The organism is Pseudomonas sp. NPDC088414, assembly GCF_044753325.1.
Taxonomy (GTDB): Bacteria; Pseudomonadota; Gammaproteobacteria; order Pseudomonadales; family Pseudomonadaceae; genus Aquipseudomonas.
The window spans coordinates 1-4,331 of record NZ_JBIVMY010000027.1; the positions used below are offsets into that span (position 1 = coordinate 1).

At 62.0% G+C, this 4,331-nt stretch carries 1 pseudogene; it reads right to left on the reverse strand.

The features are described 5' to 3' along the window. Positions 1 to 74: 74 nt before the first annotated feature. Positions 75 to 4,331: pseudogene (gene gltB / locus ACIP8I_RS20335) on the reverse strand (glutamate synthase large subunit); the annotation flags it as partial.

Here is a 4,331-nt window from a genome sequence, read left to right on the forward strand (position 1 = left end):
ACATCGATGAACTGGACGTCGTAATTCAGACGTTCAGCCATTGTTAAAACCTCATCAAACTCTTCAGGCGCATATCACTGCGGGTTGGCACGAGTGCTGGAAAGCAACGACTTCAGGTTGGCAGCCTTAGGCTTGACCAGCCAGAAACGACGCAGGTAGTCATCAAGGTTCTCGGCGAGTTCACGACCCCACTCGCTCTCGGTTTCCTTGACGTACTCGTTCAGCACGTTCTGCAAGTGGCTGCGGTAGGCTTCCATCGCCTCGCCGCTGATCCGCTGGATTTCCACCAGTTCGTGGTTGACCCGGTCAACGAAGGTGTTGTCCTGATCGAGCACGTAGGCGAAACCGCCGGTCATGCCAGAGCCGAAGTTGTAACCGGTCTTGCCCAGGACGCAGACGAAACCACCGGTCATGTACTCGCAGCAGTGATCGCCAGTGCCTTCCACGACGGTGTGGGCACCGGAGTTACGCACGGCGAAACGCTCGCCTGCGGTGCCGGCAGCGAACAGCTTGCCGCCGGTGGCGCCGTACAGGCAGGTGTTGCCGATGATGGCGCTGTTCTGAGTCTGATAGACGCTGCCCTTCGGCGGCACGATGACCAGTTTGCCGCCGGTCATGCCTTTGCCGACGTAGTCGTTGGCGTCGCCTTCCAGGTACATGTTCAGACCGCCGGCGTTCCACACGCCGAAGCTCTGACCGGCCGTGCCTTTGAAGCGGAAGGTGATCGGCGCATTGGCCATGCCCTGATTGCCGTGCTTGCGTGCGATTTCGCCGGATATCCGCGCGCCGATCGAACGGTCGCAGTTGCAGATGTCCAGATCGAACTCGGCGCCGCTGAGGTCGTTGATCGCCGAGGTCGCCATGTCGACCATTTTTTCGGCCAGCAGGCCCTGGTCGAACGGCGGGTTGCGCTCAACGCCGCAGAATTGCGGTTTGTCCGCCGGGATGTGATCGCTGCCCAGCAGCGGGGTCAGATCCAGGTGGTGTTGCTTGGCGGTCTGGCCTTCGAGGACTTCCAGCAGATCGGTGCGGCCGATCAGTTCTTCGAGGGAGCGCACGCCGAGTTTGGCCAGCCACTCACGGGTTTCTTCGGCGACGTAGGTGAAGAAATTCACCACCATGTCGACAGTACCGATGTAGTGATCCTTGCGCAGCTTCTCGTTCTGCGTCGCGACGCCGGTGGCGCAGTTGTTCAGGTGGCAGATGCGCAGGTATTTGCAGCCCAGGGCAATCATCGGCGCCGTACCGAAGCCGAAGCTTTCAGCGCCGAGGATCGCTGCCTTGATCACGTCGAGGCCGGTTTTCAGGCCGCCGTCGGTCTGCACCCGGACTTTGCCACGCAGGTCGTTGCCGCGCAGGGTCTGGTGGGTTTCAGCCAGTCCGAGTTCCCACGGCGCGCCCGCGTATTTGATCGAGGTCAGCGGCGAAGCACCGGTGCCACCGTCGTAGCCGGAGATGGTGATCAAGTCCGCATAGGCCTTGGCCACACCGGCGGCGATGGTGCCGACGCCGGCTTCCGCGACCAGTTTCACCGAGACCAGCGCCTTCGGGTTGACCTGCTTGAGGTCAAAGATCAACTGCGACAAGTCTTCGATCGAGTAGATGTCGTGGTGCGGCGGAGGCGAAATCAGGGTCACGCCCGGCACTGCGTAACGCAGCTTGGCGATCAGCCCGTTGACCTTGCCGCCCGGCAGTTGCCCGCCCTCGCCCGGTTTGGCGCCCTGAGCGACCTTGATCTGCAGCACTTCGGCGTTGACCAGGTATTCCGGGGTGACACCGAAACGGCCGGTTGCGACCTGCTTGATTTTCGAACTCTTGATCGTGCCGTAACGTGCTGGATCCTCACCACCTTCGCCGGAGTTGGAACGCGCACCGAGGCGGTTCATGGCTTCGGCCAGGGCTTCGTGGGCTTCCGGCGACAGGGCGCCCAGCGAGATACCGGCGGAGTCGAAGCGCTTGAGCACCGATTCCAGCGGTTCGACTTCACTGATGTCCAGCGGCGTGTCGAGGGTCTTGACCTTGAACAGGTCGCGGATCATCGACACCGGACGGTTGTCCACCAGCGAGGTGTATTCCTTGAACTTGGCGTAGTCGCCCTGCTGCACGGCGGCTTGCAGGGTGTTGACCACATCCGGGTTGTACGCATGATATTCGCCGCCGTGGACGAACTTCAGCAGACCGCCCTGCTGGATCGGCTTGCGCGGACTCCAGGCTTCGGTAGCGAGGGCTTTCTGCTCGGCTTCGATGTCGACGAAACGCGCACCCTTGATACGGCTCGGCACACCACGGAAGCTCAGTTCGCACACTTCTTCGGACAGGCCGATGGCTTCGAACAGTTGCGCACCACGGTACGAGGCGATGGTCGAGATGCCCATCTTCGACAGGATCTTCAGCAGACCTTTGGTGATGCCCTTGCGGTAGTTCTTGAACACCTCGTAGAGGTCGCCCAGCACTTCACCGGTACGGATCAGGTCGCCCAGCACTTCGTAGGCCAGGAACGGATAGACCGCCGAGGCGCCAAAACCGATCAGCACCGCAAAGTGGTGCGGATCGCGGGCGTTGGCGGTTTCCACGAGGATGTTGGAATCGCAGCGCAGGCCTTTCTCGGTCAGGCGATGGTGCACCGCGCCGGTGGCCAGCGAAGCGTGGATCGGCAGTTTGCCCGGGGCGATATGACGGTCGCTCAGAACGATCTGGGTACGCCCGGCACGCACGGCTTCTTCAGCCTGATCGGCGACGTTGCGGATCGCCGCTTCGAGGCCGACGCTTTCGTCGTAGTTGAGGTCGATGATCTGCCGCTCGAAACCCGGGCGGTCGAGGTTCATCAACGAACGCCACTTGGCCGGCGAGATCACTGGCGAGCTGAGGATCACGCGCGAGGCGTGTTCCGGCGATTCCTGGAAGATGTTGCGCTCGGCACCGAGGCAGATTTCCAGCGACATCACGATCGCTTCACGCAGCGGGTCGATCGGCGGGTTGGTGACCTGGGCGAACTGCTGGCGGAAATAGTCGTACGGCGTGCGCACACGCTGCGACAGCACGGCCATCGGCGTGTCGTCGCCCATCGAGCCCACGGCTTCGTAGCCTTGTTCGCCAAGCGGGCGCAGCACCTGATCGCGCTCTTCGAACGTGACCTGGTACATCTTCATGTACTGCTTGAGCTGATCGACGTCGTAGAACGCCGAACCGTGGTCGTTGTCTTCCATGGTCGCCTGGATGCGCAGAGCGTTCTTGCGCAGCCATTGCTTGTACGGATGACGGGATTTCAGACGGTTGTCGATCGCGTCGGTGTCGAGGATCTGCCCGGTTTCGGTGTCCACGGCGAGAATCTGGCCCGGGCCGACACGGCCCTTGGCGATCACGTCCTGCGGCTGGTAGTTCCAGACGCCGATTTCCGACGCAACGGTGATGAAGCCGTTGGTGGTGGTGACCCAGCGCGCCGGACGCAGACCGTTACGGTCGAGCAGGCACACCGCGTAGCGACCATCGGTCATGACCACGCCGGCCGGGCCGTCCCACGGCTCCATGTGCATCGAGTTGTACTCGTAGAACGCGCGCAGATCCGGGTCCATGGTTTCGACGTTCTGCCACGCTGGCGGAATGATCATCCGCACGCCACGGAACAGGTCGATGCCACCGGTGACCATCAGCTCCAGCATGTTATCCATGCTCGAAGAGTCGGAACCGACACGGTTGACCAGCGGGCCGAGCTCTTCCAGATCCATCAGATCGTTGCTGAACTTGGTCCGACGGGCCTGCGCCCAGTTGCGGTTACCAGTGATGGTGTTGATCTCGCCGTTGTGGGCGAGGAAGCGGAATGGCTGGGCCAGCGGCCATTTCGGCAAGGTGTTGGTGGAGAAGCGCTGGTGGAACACGCAGATCGCGGTTTGCAGGCGCTGGTCACCCAGGTCCGGATAGAACGCGGCCAGGTCGGCCGGCATCATCAGGCCTTTATAGATGATGGTCTTGTGCGAAAAGCTGCAGATGTAGTGGTCGGTGTCGGCGGCGTTGGCCACCGACGAACGACGCCGGGCGCTGAACAGCTTGACCGCCATGTCCTGATCGCTCAGGCCTTCACCGCCGATGTACACCTGCTCGATCTGCGGCAGGCGCTCGAGGGCCAAACGGCCGAGGACGCTGGTGTCGATCGGCACTTTGCGCCAGCCGATCAGTTGCAGGCCTTCAGCGAGGATCTCGCGGTTCATGTTCTCGCGAGCGGCTTCGGCCTTGGCCGGATCCTGGTTGAAGAAGACCATGCCCACGGCATATTGCTTGGGCAGCTCGACGCTGAAGGCTTCCTGGGCAATCGCACGCAGGAACTAGTAAGGCTT